General features: G+C 40.2%; 15 protein-coding genes. 5 read left to right on the forward strand and 10 right to left on the reverse strand.

Translation table 11 applies throughout. From position 1 onward, the window contains the following. Nucleotides 1-22: 22 nt before the first annotated feature. The gene (locus PMAN_RS11340) at nucleotides 23-421 is read right to left on the reverse strand and encodes an HIT domain-containing protein (RefSeq protein WP_010557806.1); all 399 of its coding nucleotides are present in this window, start codon (nucleotides 419-421) and stop codon (nucleotides 23-25) included. Between the two features lie 113 nt (nucleotides 422-534). Between PMAN_RS11340 and PMAN_RS11345 the strand changes: the two genes are divergently transcribed. Together PMAN_RS11345 and PMAN_RS11350 are read left to right on the forward strand one after the other, a co-directional pair. Then, nucleotides 535-2,760: a S9 family peptidase gene (locus PMAN_RS11345; RefSeq protein WP_010557807.1), complete on the forward strand. Its 2,226-nt coding sequence runs from the start codon at nucleotides 535-537 to the stop codon at nucleotides 2,758-2,760. Nucleotides 2,761-2,961: 201 nt separating this feature from the next. Beyond that, nucleotides 2,962-4,599: a methyl-accepting chemotaxis protein gene (locus PMAN_RS11350; protein ID WP_006794285.1), complete on the forward strand. Its 1,638-nt coding sequence runs from the start codon at nucleotides 2,962-2,964 to the stop codon at nucleotides 4,597-4,599. A gap of 51 nt (nucleotides 4,600-4,650) precedes the next feature. Here PMAN_RS11350 and PMAN_RS11355 read toward each other — a convergent pair whose 3' ends face one another. The 3 genes from PMAN_RS11355 to PMAN_RS11365 all read right to left on the reverse strand — a co-directional run bounded on the left by PMAN_RS11355 (nucleotide 4,651) and on the right by PMAN_RS11365 (nucleotide 7,605). After that, complete coding sequence (locus PMAN_RS11355) at nucleotides 4,651-6,186, reverse strand: M17 family metallopeptidase (RefSeq protein WP_010557808.1); 1,536 nt, start codon at nucleotides 6,184-6,186, stop codon at nucleotides 4,651-4,653. Between the two features lie 116 nt (nucleotides 6,187-6,302). Continuing rightward, nucleotides 6,303-7,355 (reverse strand): DNA polymerase IV, encoded by a 1,053-nt coding sequence (gene dinB / locus PMAN_RS11360; RefSeq protein ID WP_033035960.1) that lies wholly within the window; start codon nucleotides 7,353-7,355, stop codon nucleotides 6,303-6,305. Nucleotides 7,356-7,428: 73 nt separating this feature from the next. Then, nucleotides 7,429-7,605, reverse strand: a complete 177-nt coding sequence (locus PMAN_RS11365) for a hypothetical protein (protein ID WP_006793665.1) — start codon at nucleotides 7,603-7,605, stop codon at nucleotides 7,429-7,431. Between the two features lie 144 nt (nucleotides 7,606-7,749). Between PMAN_RS11365 and PMAN_RS11370 the strand changes: the two genes are divergently transcribed. The 3 genes from PMAN_RS11370 to PMAN_RS11380 all read left to right on the forward strand — a co-directional run bounded on the left by PMAN_RS11370 (nucleotide 7,750) and on the right by PMAN_RS11380 (nucleotide 10,301). Then, nucleotides 7,750-8,184 carry an acyl-CoA thioesterase gene (locus tag PMAN_RS11370; RefSeq protein WP_006793666.1) on the forward strand — a complete coding sequence of 145 codons (435 nt, stop codon included), beginning with the start codon at nucleotides 7,750-7,752 and terminating at the stop codon, nucleotides 8,182-8,184. A 9-nt stretch (nucleotides 8,185-8,193) separates the two neighbouring features. After that, the gene (locus tag PMAN_RS11375) at nucleotides 8,194-9,246 is read left to right on the forward strand and encodes an aldo/keto reductase (protein ID WP_010557810.1); all 1,053 of its coding nucleotides are present in this window, start codon (nucleotides 8,194-8,196) and stop codon (nucleotides 9,244-9,246) included. 131 nt (nucleotides 9,247-9,377) lie between these two features. Then, on the forward strand, nucleotides 9,378-10,301 hold the full coding sequence (locus tag PMAN_RS11380; RefSeq protein WP_010557811.1) for an ABC transporter substrate-binding protein: 924 nt from the start codon (nucleotides 9,378-9,380) through the stop codon (nucleotides 10,299-10,301). Here the strand turns inward: PMAN_RS11380 and PMAN_RS11385 are convergent. From PMAN_RS11385 to PMAN_RS11410, 6 genes are read right to left on the reverse strand one after another with little or no spacing between them, the layout of a single operon-like run. After that, a complete protein-coding gene (locus PMAN_RS11385; RefSeq protein WP_010557812.1) occupies nucleotides 10,258-10,872 on the reverse strand; it encodes a fumarylacetoacetate hydrolase family protein in 615 nt (204 codons plus the stop codon). The two genes, PMAN_RS11380 and PMAN_RS11385, sit on opposite strands and share 44 nt — an antisense overlap. 19 nt (nucleotides 10,873-10,891) lie before the next feature. Then, the gene (locus tag PMAN_RS11390; RefSeq protein ID WP_008126517.1) at nucleotides 10,892-12,856 is read right to left on the reverse strand and encodes a response regulator; all 1,965 of its coding nucleotides are present in this window, start codon (nucleotides 12,854-12,856) and stop codon (nucleotides 10,892-10,894) included. A gap of 10 nt (nucleotides 12,857-12,866) precedes the next feature. After that, nucleotides 12,867-13,328, reverse strand: coding sequence for a response regulator (locus PMAN_RS11395; RefSeq protein ID WP_008126515.1), 462 nt, complete (start codon nucleotides 13,326-13,328; stop codon nucleotides 12,867-12,869). After that, the gene (locus tag PMAN_RS11400; RefSeq protein WP_168371080.1) at nucleotides 13,329-14,813 is read right to left on the reverse strand and encodes a sensor histidine kinase; all 1,485 of its coding nucleotides are present in this window, start codon (nucleotides 14,811-14,813) and stop codon (nucleotides 13,329-13,331) included. Between the two features lie 34 nt (nucleotides 14,814-14,847). After that, complete coding sequence (locus tag PMAN_RS11405) at nucleotides 14,848-15,057, reverse strand: hypothetical protein (protein ID WP_008126509.1); 210 nt, start codon at nucleotides 15,055-15,057, stop codon at nucleotides 14,848-14,850. Nucleotides 15,058-15,070: 13 nt separating this feature from the next. Continuing rightward, a complete protein-coding gene (locus PMAN_RS11410) occupies nucleotides 15,071-16,414 on the reverse strand; it encodes a sigma-54-dependent transcriptional regulator (RefSeq protein WP_006793674.1) in 1,344 nt (447 codons plus the stop codon). Between the last annotated feature and the right edge of the window lie 46 nt (nucleotides 16,415-16,460).

Below are 16,460 nucleotides of genomic sequence, written 5' to 3' on the forward strand. Positions count from 1 at the left end.
ACTTGTGTAAATGTTTTGGCTTTTAAAAACGTGCTTTTATTTTTTCTATTTGTTCTTCAGTGTAAGGGACCGCCGCAAACTTACCCCATATTGGCGCAGGCCACGCTATATCAGTTTTAAATCGTGCAATATGATGAATGTGTAATTGCGGCACCATATTCCCTAAAGCTGCGACGTTTAATTTATCTGGGTTAAAAACCTCAATAAGTAACTTACTTAGTTTTGCAGACTCTTTTAAATACACCACTTGATCGTCTTCAGATAAGTCGATTATTTCTTTTAAACCAGCTTGCCTAGGCACTAATACAAACCACGGGTACAGGCTATCGTTTAATAAAAGCACCTTGCACAGTGGCCAATCGGCTAACTCTATACAATCTCGTTTAAGTTCAACGGCCAGTTCAAAGTCGCTATCTGTCATTGTGTTTTACCTTGTTAATCTTTAATAATTGCTACTTTATAGCATTTAGTTGCAGTTGCACACGCTTGGCTTTACCATTCAAAATAATATTTATACTGAGCTAAGGTAACCTTGTGCTAAAAAAAATAAAACACCTCTCACTTGCTGTACCACTAATTGTGGGCGCTATCAGTGTTCAAGCAAAACCTTTATCGCTAGAACGCATTTTTGATGATCCAAGCCTATCAGGTAAATCTCCCGTTCAACTTAAATTCTCACCTGATGGAAGCCGTGTAACTTACCTACAGGGTAAAACTGACGACTACAACCGCTACGATTTGTGGGAATACAACTTAGAAGATAACACTAATCGTGTATTGGTCGATTCAGCCGAATTATTTTCTGGCCCTGAAAACCTATCAGACGAAGAAAAAGCACGCCGCGAACGCCAACGTATTTTTGGCAAAGGTATTCTAGAATACACATGGTCAACCGATGGCAAAGCACTTTTATTTCCGCTAAATGGCGATCTGTATTACTACGACTTAGCCTCAGCTAAAAGTAAAAAGCTAACCAACACAGATGCATTTGAAACCGATGCACGCTTTTCGCCAAAAGGAAACTATGTATCGTTTATACGCGAACAAAACCTATACGCATTAGCACTTAATTCAGGTAAAGAAATTCAATTAAGCCAAGACGGTGGCGGCGTTATTAAAAATGGCATGGCCGAATTTGTAGCACAAGAAGAAATGAGCCGCATGACTGGCTACTGGTGGTCGGGCGATGAAACTAAAATTGCTTATACACGTGTTGATGAGTCACCTGTTAAAGAAGCTATTCGCAACGAAATATACGCTGACGAAGTAAAGCTCTTTAATCAACGTTATCCATTTACCGGTACCGACAACGTTAAAATTCAACTCGGTGTGGTTAAATTAAACAATCAACATGTTGATTGGATTGATTTAGGTAAAGACGAAGATATTTACATTGCTCGCGCTAAATGGTTAAAAGACAGCAAAACACTTTCTTACCAATGGCAAAATCGTTCGCAACAAACACTCGAACTTCGCTTTTATGACTCTGAGTCTAAAAAGCAAAAAGTAGCCCTAACAGAAAACAGCGATACATGGATCAATCTGCATTTTGATCTCGTTTTTTTAAAAGACAAAAAACACTTTGTGTGGGCTTCTGAGCGTGATGGGTTTAAGCACCTTTATCTTTACCGCACAAATGGACAGTTAGTTCGTCAAATTACATCGGGTGACTGGGCTGTTGATAGCCTAAAAGGCATTGATGAGAAAAAAGGCATTGTGTACTTTGCTGGCAGAAAAGACACACCACTTGAAAGCCACTTATACAGCGCACCTTTATTTAAAAAAGGTGACTCTAAACGAATTACTGAAGAAGGCCAGTACCACAACGTAGTGCTAGCAAAAGATAATAAAACCTTTATCGACACAAGTTCTTCTGTTAATAAGCCTAAGTCGGCAGCACTGCGTAAAGTTAACGGCGAATTTATTACTTGGCTTGAAGAAAACAAGCTAGATAACAGCCACCCACTTACACCTTATTTGAGCAATTTAGCAACACCTGAGTATGGCACGTTAAAAGCCGACGATGGACAAATAATGCATTACCGCTTATTCAAACCAACTAATATGAGTGCAGGTAAAAAACATCCAGTCATTGTTAACGTATACGGCGGCCCGCATGCTCAACGCGTTACAAACAGCTGGCGCAGTAAAAACTTATACTTTCAATATATGGCGCAGCAAGGTTATGTAATTTTTCAACTTGATAACCGTGGTTCGTACAACCGTGGTAAAAAGTTTGAAGACGCTATATACAAAAACCTAGGTGACGTTGAAGTACGCGACCAAATTAAAGGCGTTGAATTTTTACGTACACTTGACTACGTAGATGCTAAACGCATTGGTATTTACGGCCATAGCTACGGTGGCTATATGGCGCTTATGACCATGTTTAAAGCTGGTGACTACTTTAATGCCGGTGTATCAGGTGCTCCGGTAACTGATTGGGCATTATACGACACTCATTACACAGAGCGTTATTTAGGTCACCCTGATACAAATGCAAAAGGTTATGAAGCTAGCGCAGTATTTCCATATACCGATGGTCTTAAGGGACCACTAATGATTTATCACGGTATGGCAGACGACAATGTATTGTTTACTCATGCAACTAAACTATTTAAACAACTACAAGACAGTGAAAAACAGTTTGAAATGATGACCTACCCAGGTTCAAAACATAGCTTGCGCGGTAAGCAAGTTCAAACTCATTTACACCAAACTATTACAAATTTCTTTAACCGTCATTTTGATGTTAAATAACAAACAGTAACTAACTTATTAAGGCTGATTTTTTAATCAGCCTTTTTTATTTAAAAAGAGTCTTAAACTCAGCCTTAGTTAAATGCCTCAAATACAGCTTTAAATTTAACCTCGAAATATAAACTAGCCCTAGATTAAACGCATATTTTTACTAAACTTATTTGGTGCACTTTTTTGTGCAAATAATTAAAGGATACGCACATGCTTAATCTTCGACGTTTTAGTATTTTTCAGCGTTTTGCTATGTTGGTTGGCATTGTTATTTTTGGCTTGATTGTATTGAGTGTTTCTAGCTTAAACAACCAATATAAAGCCCTTAAATACGAACAATACCTAAAAACACAAAATGTAGTGGAAACTGCTTATAGTATTATTGAACACTTTCACACACTTGAACAAAACAACACACTCACACAGCAGCAGGCACAAACGCAAGCAATGAATGCAATTCGTGCTTTACGCTATGACAAAACTAATTATTTTTGGATAAACAACTACCAACCAGAAATGGTAATGCACCCAATAAAACCCGCCCTTGAAGGTAAAGATTTAACTAACAATAAAGATCCAGACGGTAAAGCGTTGTTTGTTGAAATGGTTAATATTACTAAAAAAGATGGCGAAGGCTTTATTCCTTACAAGTGGCCAAAACCCGGTGAAGAACAACCCGTTGATAAAGTTGCCTTTGTAAAAGGGTTTAACCAATGGCAGTGGATAATTGGCTCAGGTGTATATTTAGATACCATAGATGCTGCTTTTTCGTCTCAACGTAACCTTATTATTTTAAACGCCGTAGTGATGATCATAGCTGTTATTGTGTTTAGTTACTTTATAGGACGCAGTGTATTACTACCAACACGACTTGCCGCCAACATGATGAAAGATATTTCGCAGGGTGAAGGCGACTTAACCCGCACTTTAAATGAAGAAGGTAACGATGAAATTTCGAAGCTATCGCATTCATTTAATTTATTTGTTTCAAAAATGCGTGAATCGTTGGTACATGTATCACAAAGCGCAAACGATGTTAACGAACACGCCCATACCGTTGATGACTCAACAAAAACTAGCCAATCATTCATAGAGCTACAAAACGACAGCTCGACACAAGTTGCAGCGGCAATGGAGCAAATGACCCATCAAATACATGATGTGAGCAGCAACGCAGAAGCCGCAGAGCAAGCCGCTAATGATGCGGCACATAACGCATCAACGGGTAAACACGTAGTCGCAGAAACAATAACCGCCATAGAAACACTCTCGGCAAACATCGAGACAGTAAGTCGTGTAACAGAAGACTTAGCAAATGAAAGTCAGAACATAGGCTCTGTACTGGATGTAATTAGAAGTATTTCTGAACAAACAAACCTACTCGCGCTTAATGCTGCGATTGAAGCCGCACGTGCTGGTGAGCATGGTCGGGGTTTTGCAGTCGTTGCCGATGAAGTACGTACGCTTGCCAGTAGAACAGGACAAAGCACTGACGAAATTCAATCAATGATCAGTAAACTACAAGAAGGTACCCGGGCGGCTGTAGACGCAGTTAAAGCCAGCCAAACGCTTTCGGTCTCAACCGTTGAACAGGCATCCTCTGCTAATAACTCACTCAATGAGATTGAGCGACTCGTATCTGTTATCACTGAAATGAACAGCCAAATTGCACGTGCAACAGAGCAGCAAACTCAAGCTGCAGATGAGGTGAACCTGCGCATAAACGATTTATCTCAATCAACTGAGCAATCGTTAGATAATACCAAGCAACTCAATAGCGCCAGTGATAAGCTCAAACAAAGTAGTACGGAGCTTTCATCTATTGTTAATCGATTCAAATTAAATTGAGTATAAAAAAAGCCCTGTTAAACAGGGCTTTTTTCATTTAAGTAGTTAACTTTATAAGCAGTAACAGGCAAATAAACTAGCAACAGATGCTGCTGTTGGTTTGCCATGTTGCCAATCACCACCTTCAACACCACTACCGGCAATATCCATATGCACGTATGGCAACGGCTGTGTAGAGTCTGTTCCGTGCTTGTCTAACCCGCCAACAACAGCTAAAAACGCCATCGGGAATTGGTGACCACGTGCCGTTACCGCAGAAGCTGCGTTATTACTTGAAAGCACATCATCCGCCAGCGTACGTGGCTTTATAAAGTCGTAATCTTCACGGCGCGATCGCGATACTTCTGCACCATCAGCCCATAAATCGCCACAATCAGCAATTTGGCGCGAAACTTTAGCAAGCCTTGCTGGGCCATTTTCTACATAGGCACCATAAGGACCCATTGCTCGTGCGGCATGACCTGTAAGCGTTGCAACGGTAAATAATGTAGGGTTAACCTCTGTTTTAGCTAAATCTTTCATTTCGCTTAGTAGATCACCCATTGCCAAGCGCCCTTCAGCATCCGTGTTACCAATACGTACGCGTACACCTTCGCGGCTTGTAATTATCTCATCAGGTACAAAACAGTCAGACCCAATTGAATTACGCACAACCGCTAGGTAAGCAATAACCTTCACACCTTCTGGTTGGTAGTCAGCCACGGCTTTCATAAACCCTGCAACCGAGGCAGCACCACCTTTGTCACGGCTCATACCCGCCATATAACCACCCACTTTTAGATCTGCACCGCCGGTATCGTAAACTAAGCCTTTACCAACAAACATAAGAGTGCGGATAACTTCGCCCTCAGGCACATACTCAAGCTTAACAACTCGTGGATGATGACGCTCAACCGCATAAGATGCACGCGCAACCGTACTTAACATGGGGTAATGTTTATCAATAGCCGTAATATCGTCTATTACATCAACGGCTATATTTGTGCCTTTAAATAAATCAACACAATAATCAGCAAAGCGAGGTGGCGCCATGCGCTCAGGCTCGGTACCACATAAATCACGAGCAGCATACTGGCCAGCCGCAATAGCATTAACAGCTTTAACTGTTTGTGAACTGACATTAATTAACCCAATAGTGGCTATCGGCTCAATCTCTTCGCCGTGGTACTCACGCGCTTCTAAAGGCTGCCAAAGTGCTTGGCACATACCTAAAAATGAAACTTCTAATGCATGCTGATAACGGCTATCGCCTGACAAACTTGGTAAAAACAAGGCTGGATTAACACTACCTGATAACTTGGCTTCATTGATTGCCAGTTTAGCGGCATCAAAGTAACGACGAACATCGTCGTAATCTCTATTTAGCGGCCCCGTTGGCGCTAAAATTACACGCTTATTTTCAATAACAAGTAAGGTTACCTGCTTGCCAATGCGCGCATCAATTTTTGACTGAGCTAAAACGGCATCGCGAAGAGAATTATTAGGTAATTTAGAAAAGTCATCACTTATGATGATCAGTGCGTCATGTGATGCACATTCAAGACTAGCGCTTGTTAATTGAGCTAACACAGCTTTAGGGTATGCCATAAATACAGATCCTGTTAAAAACATAGACCTTTATTATCGTCGATTTGTATATTGAAGACCAGTAAGATGCGATAAGCGTTTAATTTATCTAAAACGCTTTGTAAAAGCGTCACGCATCAATCCAAAATACTCAATTGTAAATTCTGCTCAGGCTGGCTTTTAATACCAACGCCAATACCTAATAACCTAACAGGTTGCTGCAAACCACGTTGATACGCTTTAGTGAGTAACTGAACAAAAATTTCGGTATTTAATTGATGATAAGCCTGATCGGCTGAGGTCACCACAAAATTAGCAAACTTCACTTTCACACTTAATTTATTTATACGACTTTGTAATTGCTGCTTATCAAGTCTACGAGTTAATTCATCTATTAAGCTAGGGATCTGATCCAAGCATTCTTGCAGACTGGTTTTATTGTATTCGTAGGTATGCTCAACACTTAAAGACTTACGTATTCGCTCGGTTGAAACGCTACCAATGTATTCTCCCGCACATTTTTGATAAAGCGACACACCAAAATTACCAACGTGTTGCTGCATCCAGTTCACCCCTTTTTCACGCACATCTTTCCCTGTATAAAGCCCTTTAAGATTTAATCTCTCTAATGTCACTTTACCCACACCGGGAATTTTTCCTAGCGGCAGCTGTTCTAAAAATGGGTCAACCTCATCAGGCAGTACAACAAATTGGCCATTTGGCTTATTTTCGTCACTGGCTATTTTGGCAATAAATTTAACTGGGGCCACACCTGCAGAAGCGGTTAGCCCTGTTGCGTTGTATATATCAGCTCTTATTTGCTGAGCAATGAGTGTAGCACTGCCTTTACACGCTTTGCTGTCAGTAACATCAAGGTAGGCTTCGTCAAGAGAAAGTGGTTCTACAAGGTGGGTGTAACGACTAAACACTTCGCGTATTTGGCTCGATATTTCTTTATAAACAGCCATACGCCCGGGCACAATAACCAAATCGGGACATAGTTGCTTAGCATGGTAATTAGACATCGCAGAGCGCACGCCGAACTCTCTGGCTATATAGTTAGCGGTAGATAACACGCCACGCCGACTGTTGCCGCCAATAGCAAGCGGTACATTTGCGAGCTTTGGGTTGTCTCGCATTTCTACCGCCGCATAAAAGCAGTCCATATCTATGTGTATAAACTTTTTCATCACCACAATAAAGACTGTTTATTTATACAGTCATTATTATGTAATCCCTATTTATAATCAAGCTCAGTGGCAATTAAAAAAGACGTTTAGTGCTTTCTTGCTCTTTCATACTTCGTAGCCAAAGCAAAACCTCAAAAAAGAACCCCGCCAAAATAAGAATAATAGCACCAGAGGCGTTACCCATTGCATAACAGGTAAACGACGCTATAAAAACTAAACTAGCTAATAACCAATTAATTATATTTTGCATGTGTGTGCTCCTGTGTGTGTTTTTTAACTGTATACCAAAATCAATTGGTTACAAAGTTTTTAAAACCACCTAATTATAAATTCCCTTGAGCTCACTAGTTCATATTGATAATCTAAGTGCTTTAAAGTTAAGAGCTATAAGTACATGCAAAGGTTCAAAGATAATCACCCTATTCATACCGACATCACTGTAGCATGGGCCGACATGGATGCCCTTCAGCACGTTAACAACGTGGTATACCTGCGTTATTTTGAAATAGCCCGAATAGACTTTTTAAATAAACTAAACTTATTCGACACCATTAAACCCGGTGGAGTTGGCCCTGTTATAAGTGAAAATACTATTCGCTATAAGCGCCCCGTTACCTTTCCCGACACTCTAACTGTTGGGGTCACTATTTCAGATATTAAAACCGACCGGTTTGTAATGAATTACAGTGTATTTAGTCACGCACAAAGTGCGATAACCACCACGGGCACATCAAAAGTAGTGATGTTTGATTTTAAAACGGGTGCAAAAGCCCCCATTACAGAACCACTTTTATCAGCCTTACTAAAATACGCACAAGACGAGTCATAAGGAATTTCTATGCAATACAGCCCACTTGGTAGCAGCGGGGTTAACGTTTCAAGAGTCTGTCTAGGCAGTATGACTTGGGGCGTTCAAAACACTCAACGCGACGCAGACGATCAAATAGCTTATGCATTAGAGCGTGGCGTAAATTTTATTGATACAGCTGAAATGTATGCCGTACCTCCCTCGCCTGAAACCTACGGTAAAACAGAGCAAATTATTGGCGACTGGCTTTCTCGTAATCAGCAAAAACGAAGCGACATAGTACTGGCAACAAAAGTAGCGGGTAATGGCCTATCGTGGGTACGAGAGGGTGGCGATATAACCCGCCAAGCAGTTATAGAGGCGGTTGATAATTCCCTTAAGCGCTTGCAAACCGATTATATTGATTTGTACCAATTACATTGGCCTAATCGTTCAACACCGCATTTTGCAAGACAGTGGCCAGGAATACTTAAATTTAGTGATGTAGATACACAAGCTCACCAAGCTGGCATGCTTGATATTTTAGAAGGCCTTAACGACTGTGTTAAAGCGGGCAAAATTAAACATTGCGGACTGTCTGATGATACGCCTTGGGGGATTAGCCAGTTTGTAAGTTTGGCAAAAGAGCACAACTTGCCACGCATGGTGTCTATTCAAAATGAATTTAGCTTAGCTCATGCTAAAGATTGGCCTTATTTGATTGAGCAATGTGTACATGAAGATATTGCTTACCTGCCTTGGTCGCCTTTAGCAGCCGGTTTACTAACAGGTAAATACCTAGAGGGTGCTCGTCCAAAAGGCTCGCGGTGGAGCTTCGCACAACGTAATGGTATTTTTAGAGATACCCCTAATGCCCAACAAGCAACCAAGCTATATGCAGAGCTTGCACATGCAAACAATATGACGCCAGCACAACTTGCTCTTGCATGGTGTAATCAGGTAGATGGAGTAACGTCTTCTATAATTGGCGCCACAACCATGGCACAGTTAAAAGAAGACATAGACGCGTTTAATATCACTTTAAACGACGAAACCTTAACAAGCATAGCGACTATTTTCAAAAACTATCCTATGCCTTACTAGCTTTAGTTTTTTAAAGGTATAAAAGCAGGTAAATCACTACCTGCTTTTTTTAACTAATAAAAAAATGATTGTTTATTATTGTTAATTACTATCTATACTAAAAGTATTACTTTTTAAAGAAAGTTTATGCAATGGTAAAACGCGTATTAATAATTAGTTTGTTATTTTCATCGTTCACGGCACTCGGTAATACTAAGCAAGCTGAGCCCATTAAAGAAATAATTTGGCTACAAAGTTACACACCTCCTTTTCACATAACTAAAAGCGATAAAGCGCCACAAGGTGGGCTTTGTGACAACTTAACAGAGCAACTAATTAACACAATTACTGATGTAAAGCATACACGGCTTGTTGTGCCACAGCAGCGTATAAATAAATATTTAAATGAAGGTAAAAATGTATGCTTTCCATGTGTTATTTATAAAAAACAAAATAATCACATACTCAAACTATCAAACCCAACCACTGTCTACCCGCCATTCTCCGTATTAACAACCACAGAATTAGCCCCCAAATTAACAAAAAAACACGGCTTACCAATTAATTTAATTAATTTATTAGCCGATCAAAACTACATTTACGGCCAAGCCGCGGCACGCAAATTTTCAAATAGAATAAACACAATTATTAGCAATACAAAACTTAATAATAGCTCGTCATTTAGCTGGAGTAGCGAAAATGAAAGCCAAGCCGTGATTGCGCGCTTAAGCCGTGGCTTTTTAGACTACTCTATTGATTACCCATTTATGGCTGACTACTTTAATAAACAAGGAAGGTTTAATAACATAACCAGTATCCCTTTGGCTGAAAAAGAGACTGGCTTTATACGAGGTGCCGTGGGCTGTGCTGTAAAAGCAAAAAATAACTTTGCATCTCAAGCCATCAAAAAAATTAATAATGCATTAAAAGCAACCATTTTACAGTCACCTGAGTACATAAAAAGTCAGCATACTTTTTTAAACTCTAATTTTGCTGACTTTAACAAACACTATCAACAGCAGGTTATTAACTTTAAATTACCTGCCACTGATGCTCAATCAAACACTGTTCATTAGCGTACAGAGCAACAGAAAAAGTACTGTTTTCAGCCACTTCACCAACACCTGAAGGCGTACCAGTCATGACTACGTCACCATCGTCTAAGCTCATAAACTCGCTGATTTCTTGTAAAATAGCCTCTGGTTTATTTAGCATAAAGTGAGTATCACCTTGCTGAATAACTGCGCCGTTAATTTTTAATTCAAATTTAAAGTCGTGTGCGCTGCCACTTAATGCAACAAACTCACTAAAAACAACAGAGCCATCAAACGCCTTTGCGCGCTCCCATGGTAATCCTTTATTTTTTAGTTTACTTTGTACGGTGCGTTTTGTTAAATCAAGCCCAAGACCAACACCTACAAATTTTCTTTTTTTTACTACAAAGCATAACTCTGTCTCGTAGTGCAAAACATCGCCATTATGCTGAGCTCTTAGCGTGTGTGTAATTGCGCTGTTAGGTTTATTAAATAACACCATTTCATCGGGAGTTTCGTTATTTAACTCTGCAATGTGGGCTGTATAATTCCTGCCAACGCAGACGACTTTTGAAGGCGTTAATCTTTCAGAGTCTAGTGTTATAAACTGCATATAATTTAAACCTCACGCTTTAACTTATAAGTGTTTCTAATAAGCCTAAATTAATAGGTTTTAATAAAACACGATCAATATTTAAATCTTTTATCTCTTTTGGATCTGGTTCCGCACCACTTACAATAACTAATCGCAGCTCAGGGTATCGTTCATTAACCTGCTCACCTAAGTCAATTCCGCTACCATCTGGTAAATGCATATCTAACAATACTTTATCAAATTGCTGATCGTGGTTAAGTATTTGCAAACACTGCGCACAGCTTGACGCTATAACCGTCTCTACTCCTAAGCTTTCTAAAAGCAACTGGGTTATTTGTGCAGCATCGTCATCATCTTCTACCAATAAAAAGCGCTGCCTTTTTTCACTTAGCGCTTTGACTTGAATATCTTTTGCCTGAGGCGCATTTTCAGGCGAAACTAAGTAATCCTGAAGGCATTGATATAGTGCACTGCTGTCAACTGGCTTTGGTATTACGTCATTAAAACCAAGTGCTGCAAGTTCTTCATGTATCCCTTTCATTGTGGCAGCTGTAAGCGCAATTATTGGCCCTTTGTAGCCCATTTTTCTAAGCTCAATGGTTGCTTCTTTACCACCCATTATTGGCATATGAATATCAATAAAAATAATATCGTATGGCGCTTTATAGGCGTCGGCTATACGCACTTTTTCAAGTGCTTGCTGACCATGCTCTGCGTAGTCTACTCGCGCACCGCAGCTACTGATCATATGCCCTACCAGCATTCGTAAATCACGCAAATCATCAACAACCAGTACTCGCCCGTGTACTTTACTGGGTGTTAATTTACTTTGTAACTGTGGGGCACTGCTAAAGTTGAGCACTTGTCGCTCAACACCACTTATGTCACCTGGGTATACCGAAATAGTAAAGGTAGACCCTTTGCCTATTTCTGAATGCAAACTTATATTGCCCTGCATACGAGACAATAGCTCGGCACATATTGCCAAGCCCAAACCTGCTCCGCCAACTGAACGCGACTCTACATCGGCTATTTGTTCAAATGGTTTAAAAATAAGCTGTTGTTTTTCAGGGGCAATACCCATTCCTGAATCTTTAATGCTAAAAAAGAGCATCTCTGTGCCGTCAACATGCTGCGTCCAAGCCTTAACAACTATCTCGCCTTTATCTGTAAACTTAACGGCGTTATTAATTAAATTTATTAGTATTTGACGAACACGCGTCGCATCAAGGCGGGCAACTAGCGGGAGCGCTTGGTCTGATTCAAACTTAAGTGCTAATCCTTTATCAAGCACCGATACACGCATTAGCGTGTATACATCTGCAAGCATGCTATCGAGGTTTACTTCACTGGGTGTGAGCTCTAGTTTATCTGCGGCTATTTTTGATAAGTCTAATACGTCATTAAGCAGGCTAAGTAAGTGTTTACCATTTCTGTAAATAACCCCTAGCTCGTTTTCGGCTTGTTGACTAAAGTCGCTTTGCATTAACAATTCTGTGTAACCTAAAATTGATGAAAGCGGTGTACGTAACTCGTGGCTTAAATGTGCTAAAAAACGGTCTTTTGAGCGGTTTTCAGCTTCCGCTTTTAAGCGCTCTACGCGCTCCCCCTCTACATCTTTTCGGGCAAGGGCGTAACGAATTGCACGGGCAAAACGGCTTGAGCTCATTTCTCCTTTAATCAAGTAATCAACAGCTCCAGCGTCAAGTGCCGCAGAATCTAGTTCATCATCCGATTGCCCAGTAAGCATAATAATAGGCCCGCTAAAGCCATTAGCTATCGCTTCTTTTAAAACATCGAGCCCATTAGATGCCCCAAGGCGGTAATCAAGCAAACAAATGTCGTGTTCGTTTTTACTTAGCGTTTCTATTGCTTGCTCTGGAGAGCTTACCCATTGAACGTTAAACGTATGTGAGTCTAATTGCTCCAAATAGTCGCAGGTGAGTATGTAATCATCTTCATCGTCTTCTACAAGTAGCAACTGAGTCACTTTATCTAACATACAATCTCCATTAATCGTTAAACGTACTTGGCAACTCTACAAACTCAACCCAATATTTCCCAAGGGTTTTCATCAAATCAACTAAGCCATCAAAAGTAACAGGCTTAGTAATGTAAGAAGCTGCACCTAAGTTATACCCTTTAACCATATCTTCTTCTTGTTTCGATGTGGTTAAAATAACAACTGGAATCCCTTTTAAATTTGGGTTTGCTTTAATCGCCTCTAACGCCTCGCGGCCATCCATTCTTGGCATGTTCAAATCAAGTAAAATTAGCCCAGGACGCGGCGATACTTCTTTATCAGCAAACTTTCCTTTGCGCTCCAAATACTCAAGTAACTCAACACCATCTTCTACAAAGTGCAGCTCGTTAAGTACTCGGCTTTCAGCAAGTGCATCTTGCGTTAATAAACGATCATCTTCGTCGTCGTCAGCCATTAAAATAGTAATTGGTTTAACTTTTGTGTAGGGCATTTAAGCCTCTCCTTGCAAAGTGAAAAGCGCAGCTTCCACTGGTAGTTTTATAATGAAGGTTGCACCTTCACCGTCTTTACTTTGAGCTGTAATAGTACCGCCATGGCGCTCTACAATCCGTCTGCACACAGAAAGACCAATACCTGTCCCTTTATATTGTGAGCGACCATGCAAACGCTGAAACGGTACAAATATTTTATCAGCATAGTCTTGAGAGAACCCTATGCCATTATCCTTTATGGTAATTACTTGAAAGCTTAATTCCGCATTGTGATCTTCATTAAAAATAGCCTCATGTTCGTGACTAATTTTTATATGCGGACTCACATCTGGGCGTCTAAACTTAACCGCATTCGAGAGTAAGTTTAAAAAAAGTTGCTGCATTTGGCTTTTATCTGCTTGAATAACAGGCAACTCTGCCACTTCAATTTGTGCATCTGACTCTTTTATTGCAATCTCTAAGTCGCTAAGAATATCGTCAACTACTTCATTTAAGTTAGTATCATCAAAGTCTTTACCACGCGTAGTAACACGCGAAAACTCTAACAAGTCGTTAATTAAGTTCGACATTCGCTGTGCGGCGTTTTTCATACGGCCAATATAATCTAAGCCTTTTTCGCCTAAATCATCTTTGAACATGGTTTCTAACCGGTCACTAAATGCTTGAATTTTACGCAGAGGTTCCTGCAAATCATGGCTTGCCACAAAAGCAAACTCTTCCAACTCCCGGTTACTTCTGCTTAACTCGTCTGAATACAAGGTTAGCTCTTGCGTGCGTTCAGATACTTTACTAGCCAATGTTTCGTTTTGTTTCTCAAGATCAAACCGATATTGAGCGGCATTTCTGAGGTTTAAGCGTGTCATTACAAACATGCCTATAATCAGTATTGCACTAGTAATAGCGGTAATCGCAAACGTAATTTTGGCCTCGTTTTTGATTTGAGCAAGCTTTGAAAAATGGCTCACTTTAAACAGTAATTCACGGTCTTGAATATCATTTACGCGTTCACGAATTTGCTTGTAAAGCTCTCTGCCGTTGTGGGTATTTAAAATAGCTAAAGCACGGCGCTCTTTATCATCAAGCGCTAAGTTAACTGTTTTTTTAAGCTCTTTAATTTTGCTTTCTGCCAGAACAAGTAGCTGTGCTATCCGCTCTGATTGGCCATCAATTTCCGAATGCAGTGATTTAACATGATCTATTTGTGCTTCTAACTGGCCAATTGCATCGAAGTAAGGTGTAAGGTAATCATCTTCTTCCGTTAATAAATAGCCACGCTGCCCAGACTCAGCCTGTACAATAGATAAATGCAATTGCTCTATTGCCGAACTTAGCATGCTAGTGTTGTCTAAGCTTTTTTGTGTTTGGGTTAACCCTTGAATTGTATTTAATGCCAAAAATGCATTGCCCACAATAATAGATAACACCACAACTATAAAAGCCGCCCACGTAACATTCGCTTTACCTTGTTGTTTTTGCATGCTTATTTACTTTCCTGTTTGCGCATAAAACACGCTTTCATCATTGTGAATCAACAATTTTTTGTAAGCTTTCACTGCATTGTTGGCAATTGCTAATAATTTTATTTAGTGCCTCGAGTGCCTTTTCTTTTGGCATATCGTTTTCAAGTACTAACTTAATTAGCTCAGCATTCATTGAAATACGATTTAAAGGGGCTCTTGCATCATGAACTAATTTATTAAGCGGCTCCGATTGATTGTTCTGTGTCATGTTACCTCTCAACTTATTTATACTCGCCAATACCACCGTAAGCATTAAGGCGGTTATAAAGTGTTTTAGTGCTTATACCTAGCATTTGTGCGGCAAGTGTTTTATTCCCTTGTACCTTGTCGAGCGTTGCATGAATGAGCTCTTTTTCAACTTCTTCTATGGTTTGCCCAGCCGACACTGCGTTATCAGCACTTTGATTATTGACACGTGAAAATGGCGACTCTAGATTATCAGGCAGTGTCACTTCGCCTGATTTAGGGTCACTCATGATAAAGGCACGGTGAATAGCATGGCGAATTTCACGCACATTGCCCGGCCACTCATAACTTTGCAGCTCTTTAAGCTGTGCAGCAGTCCAACTAAATGCGGTGCCATTCTCATCGTTTAGCTGATCTAAAAATGCTTTTGCTAACAATGGAATATCGTCTTTTCGATCTCTTAAAGGCGGAATATCAATAGGAAACACTGCGAGTCTAAAGTAAATATCTTCACGAATAACGTTGTTTTGAGCCAAGTCTTCTAACGTTCGGTTAGTTGCAGAGATTACTCGACAATTGGTTGGAATTTCTTTATTGCCCCCTACACGCGTTACTTTTTTAGTCTCAAGAACACGCAATAAATTAGGCTGCATATCAATTGGCATTTCGGTTACTTCATCTAGAAACAAAGTACCGTCGTTTGATTGCTCAAACACCCCTTCTTTGCGCGCAATTGCACCTGTAAATGCGCCTTTTTCATGGCCAAATAATTCACTGCCAATCAGCTCTTTCGAAAGTGCACCACAGTTACTAGCCACTAATGGGCCTTCGCACTGGCTTGCATTGTGTATTGCCTGAGCCACAACTTCTTTACCTGCGCCACTTTCGCCCATTAACATGACATTGGCATTTGTTTTGGCTACTCGCTCAATCATATTGTACAGTTTGTGCATTGGCTCTGACTCACCAATTAAGCTGCCAAAATGACGCGTAATACCACTGGTTTTTGCCTTTTTAACGGCTACTTTTTTAGGGCCATTTAAAACAAGCTCTAAATCTTCGCGTTGAAGGGGTTTTAGAAGGTGCCCAATATTAGGCTCACACATATCAGCCAATATTCCCTTCACTGAAGGATGGCCCGATATGAGTGTAATTTTTGGAGACTGGCCAATTATTTTTAAGTGGTCAAGCAAATGAAGTCCGCTTCCATCAGGTAACATGAAATCAAGTAACACATGATCAAAGGTATTATTTTCAAACCATTGGTGTGCTTCTTTTAAACTGGTTGCGGTGCTTATATTGTGGCCGAGGAATTCGACTATGTGGCAAACAACGTCACTAAATTCAACGTCATCATCTACTAAAAGTATGTTTAACATGATAAATCCCTGTTCTTTTTTTTTATTCTACGCATCCTAAGAACTA

Origin of the sequence: Pseudoalteromonas marina (genome assembly GCF_000238335.3) — a bacterium.
Classification (GTDB): Bacteria; Pseudomonadota; Gammaproteobacteria; order Enterobacterales; family Alteromonadaceae; genus Pseudoalteromonas; species Pseudoalteromonas marina.